At 45.5% G+C, this 6000-nt stretch carries 5 protein-coding genes; all 5 read right to left on the bottom strand.

All coding sequences use genetic code 11. The annotated features are described in order from the left end of the window. Positions 1-173: 173 nt before the first annotated feature. On the bottom strand, positions 174-1496 hold the full coding sequence (locus tag AB4180_RS08265) for a CoA-disulfide reductase (protein WP_102250215.1): 1323 nt from the start codon (positions 1494-1496) through the stop codon (positions 174-176). Between the two features lie 77 nt (positions 1497-1573). Then, positions 1574-2965: a cation:dicarboxylate symporter family transporter gene (locus AB4180_RS08260; protein WP_102250216.1), complete on the bottom strand. Its 1392-nt coding sequence runs from the start codon at positions 2963-2965 to the stop codon at positions 1574-1576. Positions 2966-3002: 37 nt separating this feature from the next. After that, on the bottom strand, positions 3003-3386 hold the full coding sequence (locus AB4180_RS08255; protein WP_102250217.1) for a RidA family protein: 384 nt from the start codon (positions 3384-3386) through the stop codon (positions 3003-3005). 24 nt (positions 3387-3410) lie between these two features. Next, entirely contained in the window at positions 3411-4076 is a 666-nt protein-coding gene (locus AB4180_RS08250) for a transcriptional regulator (RefSeq protein WP_102486017.1), read from the bottom strand. Positions 4077-4565: 489 nt separating this feature from the next. Beyond that, positions 4566-5903 carry an MATE family efflux transporter gene (locus AB4180_RS08245; protein WP_017096987.1) on the bottom strand — a complete coding sequence of 446 codons (1338 nt, stop codon included), beginning with the start codon at positions 5901-5903 and terminating at the stop codon, positions 4566-4568. Positions 5904-6000: the final 97 nt, after the last annotated feature.

Below are 6000 nucleotides of genomic sequence, written 5' to 3'. Positions count from 1 at the left end.
AGAAATCAGCGGGCTTTTTTACATCTTGAATTTGCAAAAAGAGAGCTCAAAAACACTAGATAAGTCGTTATCTAATCTAGTTATAAGGTTCGTAGAGTTAAGGCATTAAAAAAGCAGAGCGCTCAGGCTCTGCTTTGATGTTTTAACTGTACGTTCTTCAGAACTTACACTCGTTATTTTGCTACGTTACCTGCCACGTTTAGAGCATCCCATGTACGTGCGAATGGTGGGGCATAACAGAAGTCCATGTAGCCTAGTTGTTGAGTAGTCATCTTGGCTGTGATCGCTACGGCCAGTGCGTTAATGCGGCCAACGGCTCCTTTCTTACCTACGATTTCACCACCTAAAAGGACCTTAGTTTCTGGGTGATAAACCAATTTCACCTTGATGTCTTCTTGGCCTGGGTAGTAATCGGTTTGGTTCTTATCTGAAATCGTCGATACTTTCACATCCAAGTTATGTTCTTTCGCCAGAAGTTCAGATACGCCGGTACACGCCAATTCGTAGTCGAGTACTTTCAAGCAAGACGACCCCAAGAAGCCCGACATGTAAGTATCTTTACCTGATAGCTTGTCTGCCATCATGCGTGCTTGCTTGTTGGCTGTGGTTGCTAGAGGAACATAAACGGGTTTGCCTAATGCCATATGATGGACAACGGCACAGTCACCTACAGCATGGATGTAAGCATCTTCAGTAGCACCATATTCATTCACCAACAACGCGCCATTTGCGGCTTTTGGTAATTCGAATGCTTCAGTGTTTGGTTTGAAGCCGAGTGACAGGATCACGACATCAGCTTCTACATTGCCATTATCGGTTTCTACGATGTAACCACCTTGCTCGGCATCGCGAATCGCAGACACGCTGCAACCTGTTTTAAGGTCAGCACCGGATTCTCGAATTGCACCTTCGACAACTTCAATGATCTCTGGGCTGAACTGACGGCTCATGATGTGTTGTTCACGTTCGATAATCGTCACGTGTTTGTCTAAGCCGTGCGCTGCATCGAATACTTCCAGGCCGATAAAACCAGCCCCAATAACACACACACGCGGCTTGTTAACATCTTTTAGCGCTTCTTTAACCGCCAAGCCGTCTTCCATGCTTGTTAATGTGTATACGTGTTCTGGATTGAATTCACCGAATGAAGGCACAATTGGACGTGCGCCTGTCGCAATCACCAACATATCGTAATCGATAGTACTCTCTACGTTTTGGTAACGCACCGTAATCTGTTTTTCAGTACAGTCGAACGACACCATTTCCGTTTCTACACGAACATCTAAACCCGATTTGGTGGCTTGCTCTGGCGTACGAGAAATCATTCTCTCGGTGTCATCAAACATGCCGCCTGCAAAGTAAGGTAAGCCACAGGCTCCGAAAGAGATGTAGCTACGCTTATCTAAAACGATGACTTCGTCTGATGGTTGATTACGTTTGTATTTTGCTGCGAAACTCATACCCGCGGCGCTACCGCCTATAACAACAACTTTCATATTTACTACCTAAATAACCTGAACTCAGGAAAAACAGAAGAGCACTCACGTGGAGTGCTCTTAATTAAGTTTGAGAATTATACTGCTGCTTCTTTTGATACTGTCGCTGTAACGTCAGCGTCGTATTGTTCAGTATCCAATGAGCCATTCTTCTTCGCTGTAAGAACGCCTGACAACATAGAGCCTGAGATGTTCAGCGCTGTACGAGCCATGTCAATTAGTGCTTCAATAGACACTAAAATCGCGACTACTGTGATGTCTAGACCCATGATGGTGAGTACCGCTACTGCTGCGAACGTTGCACCGCCACCAACACCTGCGATACCGAATGAAGCAATCGCGATAACAGCTATTAGTTGTAGGATAAAGCTCAAGTCTACAGGCATGCCCATGACCTGTGCCGCCATGATTGCTAGCATTGCTGGGTAGATACCGGCACAACCGTTTTGACCGATACTAGTACCGAATGTCGCTGACATGTTTGCTGTTTCTTCGTCTACACCTAGGCGCTGAGTTTGTGTTTCAACGTTTAGTGGGATAGCTGCCATGCTTGAACGAGACCCGAAACCGAACACGAGTACTGGCCAGATTTTCTTCATGAACTTGGCAGGAGAAAGGCCGAACATTGACACCATCACGAAGTGGATGCCGAACATAACGCCAATTGCTACGTAGCTTGCTAGAAGGAAGCGGCCCATCTCTGCAAGTGCGAACAGGTCGTTGGTCATCAGAGCGAATACACCGTAAGGCGTTAGCTTCAGGATTTCACGAACCATTGAAAGCACTACTTCTTTTGCAGAGTTGATGAAATCAACGAAGTTTTGCACTTTCTCAGGCTTACGGTTTTTCACTTGAAGGATGCAGTAACCAAGGAACATACCGAACAGTACAGTTGATAGCGTAGAAGTACGTTGAGAGCCCGTTAGCATGTCGAAGATGTTGGTTGGAATGATAGACAGAGCCATACCAGACAGACCGCTGCTCGCCATCGCATCTTGTGTTGCGACCAGTGAATCACCGCGAGCTTCAATCGCACTGTTTGTGCCGATAGTGCTTACTAGCGCGTTCGCATCGATACCAAATAGGTAAATACTTGCGATACCAACGGCTGCTGAGATTGCACAAGTGAAAAGTAGAATACCGATGATTTTTGGTGCGATACGAGATAACGCGCCGCCGCCTTCAACGTTCATGATCGAAGAGATCATCGCGACGAATACCAGTGGGATAACGATCATTTGTAGAAGTTTGATGTAGCCTTTACCGAATACGGAAATCAGTTCAGCAAAGCCAGATGTCGCAACGTTGCCGACACCGAAAACAAGTTGAATTGCGCCACCGAACAACAAGCCAGCAGCAAGCGCACTCAGTACGCGGAAGTTAAAACTTTTCTTTTGCTTTTTGAAGTTCGACAGCAGTGCGTAGAACCCAAAGAACAGTACGCTTAATGCGATAAATGAAACGCTCATGAGAATCTCCTATGATACCCATTAATACCTAAATCGGTTATTTTTTGTATGCGATGGCTTCAACTTCAACCAGTGCGTCTTTTGGTAGTCGTGCTGCTTCAACACAAGAGCGAGCAGGTGCATTCTCAGTACCAAACACCTCGGTATACACTTCATTAAAGGTAACGAAGTTCTCCATGTCTGATAGGAAGCAGGTTGTCTTCAATACTGTGTCTAAGCCAGCCCCGCTTGCTTCTAAAACAGCCTTCAAATTCTCAAGAGATTGACGAGCCTGCTCTTTGATGCCGCCCTCAACAAACTTCATGGTTTCTGGAACAAGAGGTAATTGACCTGAGGTGTAAACCATGTCGCTGTAAGACGTACCTTGTGAGTAAGGACCGATAGCTGCAGGTGCTTGTTCAGTGGCAATGATCTGTTTCACGATGTAACTCCTAAATTATTGGTTTTATTCTGATTTAAATTCACGGATAAACTTGTAAACCGCCTGACGGCTGATCCCAAGCTGCTCTGATACTTGTGTAGTCGTCTCTTTTAGCTCAAATACGCCGTTATCAAATAAACAACGGATGATGGCTTTATTACGACCTTTGCAGGAAACCGACTCGTCTTGGTCAACCTCGTTAATGGCTGAACTCAATGCTTGTTGAATGACGTCGTTTGCATTGTTGCTGAATGTCTCGCTGACAATGGTTTGCGGTACATTGCACTGCGGCATCAGCGTTTTGACGATTTCTGGGAATGGGAAAGATAAGTTCATATTGATACACAGCATGCCGATAGGTTTTTGCTTCGGACCAGCAAGCACACAGGTGGTTGATTTCAGTAGGGACCCATCTGCTGCGTTGGTGAAATAGCTTTTCGGAGAAACTTCGCCAGTTTTCTCGAATGTGCTCCACATGCGTAAACCTAAATCGGTGATCGGTGACCCAATTTCACGCCCCGTATGATGTCCATTGACGATCTTCACGACTGAGTTTTCTAAGCTTTCAAATGAATGGATGACCACTTCGCAGTAAGGACCAATCAAATCGGCGATAGTGTCTGCTAAGCGGAAGTAATTGCTTAAGCATTCTCTGTCTTCATCGGTGAATCGAACTTGTTTTACATTCATGATTTCGGTTTACATTTTTGAACTCAATGACTGAAATCTACTCCTTTGGTGGTATTCCCACAAGATGCGGTAAACTTCTGTAAACCTGAAGTGAACGTTCAAAACATCAACAAATCGTAAGGTTTAGACCTATATCACGAGCGGAATTTGAACAAGATCACTAAAGATAGCCAAATGAGGTTTAATTTCTTAAACCGCATCAAGGTTTACATATTTAAAACCAAAGGTTGCATTTTTGAACCCTTTGATGATCTAGGACAAGTTATAAGGAAAGGCAAAAAATTGAATTGATTGGTATTGTAAATGCATGGTAATCAAGCATTTACCTTGCGAATGTGGTGGTGAGTAAAGATAGGTGGTTAATTGAAAATGAGGTTGTATTAGAGAGTTAAATTCACAAAAAACAGCTTTTTAATAGGATGCAAGCTAGGATTTAGATCCTAAAAAAGCAGCTGAAGTTGCTGCTTTATTTTGGAGTGTTCTGTTTGATTATTCGCTTGGCAGTTTAAGCTCGACTTGTTTTAGCGCGCGCTGATACATAAACCATGCACAGGTGCCGGCAAGCACATTACCTGTCATTGCGCCCCAGAATAGGCCTTCAATACCCGCAAGCTGAGAGCCAACCCACAAGCTAGGTAAGAAGAAGGCGAACAGGCGCAGCGCTGAAATCGTCAAGGCGGTATAGGACTTGCCTAATGCGTTAGAGACAGAAACCATCAGCATACAGATTCCTAATGGCCCTAAGCTAATAGGTACGATCAGTAGGTGATAGTTTAAAATCGTCGAGACTTCGCTTTCACTGGTCATTAGGTTTGCTAGTCCGCCAGAGAATAACCAAGTCACTAGTGCGATCACCAACTGGAAACCCAATACAAACATGACCGCAATCTTAACGAGCTTACGTATGTTTTCGAGATTGTTCTCTCCCAACATGCGGCCAATCATCGGAGGCATCGACATCGTTAGTGCTAGCACAGCGACAATCGAGAAGAATTCAAAACGTGAACCCAATGCCCAAGCTGCAACGGCAGCTGTGCCATAGCCAGCAAGCAGCTTAGTGGCGAACATGGATGAAACAGGAGGCAGCAGCTGACTGATCATCGCAGGCCCCATGATGTTACCAATGGAGCGAACACTCTTGCTGATGTCGAGGTCGTGCCAGTCGAAGGTCATCCAATGCTTCTTGGTGACCTTTGGTGCAACGATAAAGATACCCGCACCGAACGCCAAGATGGTCGCAATGGCGGCTCCATTGATGCCCATGTCGAGCGTAAAGATGAAAATCGGGTCCAATATTAAGTTGATGATACTAGTCGCGATCATCATTGAACCGGGCAGCATGGTATTACCATTGGCACGACACACACTGTAGAAAAAGTAGAGCAGTGCACCTGTCCAAGAGCTGGCTAGCCAATAGATCCAATAAGAATCAATGATCGGTAATACCGTCGGTGGCGCATCCAACAATTGTAAAATTGGCCCTCGCAGCAGATAGATGATGACGGAGAAAAACGCGACACTCACGCTGCCCATCGCAATCACTAATCCACCAAGCTGCTTAGCGTAGCGCGTTTCATTCGCGCCAATGGCTCTCGCGATTACCGCGGTTGTCGCGATACCTAACCCGACCTGAATACCGATGATGATCATCTGTATTGGAAGCGTGAAACCTTGAACAGCGAGCGGCAGTACGCCCAGTTGGCCAATAAAAGCACTGTCGACAAGCTGGAAGCTCATTAGAGAAAGCACCCCAAACAGCATTGGCCACGTCATTGTATAGAGTTGTCGGCCAAGAGAAGGCGAGGGAGTTGCGGTAGTAGAATTCATAACGCTCTTATCGGTCTTGAAGTTAGGTTTGTATTGGTGACAAACCTCTCAATGAAGAATTGTGTAAAGGATAACGTAAGGTCAGCGCGATACCAAT

The organism is Vibrio sp. 10N.286.49.C3 (assembly GCF_041469545.1).
Taxonomy (GTDB): Bacteria; Pseudomonadota; Gammaproteobacteria; order Enterobacterales; family Vibrionaceae; genus Vibrio; species Vibrio tasmaniensis_A.
The sequence above is the reverse complement of the archived record's forward strand: the minus strand, read 5'-3'. Positions and strand labels throughout refer to the sequence as shown.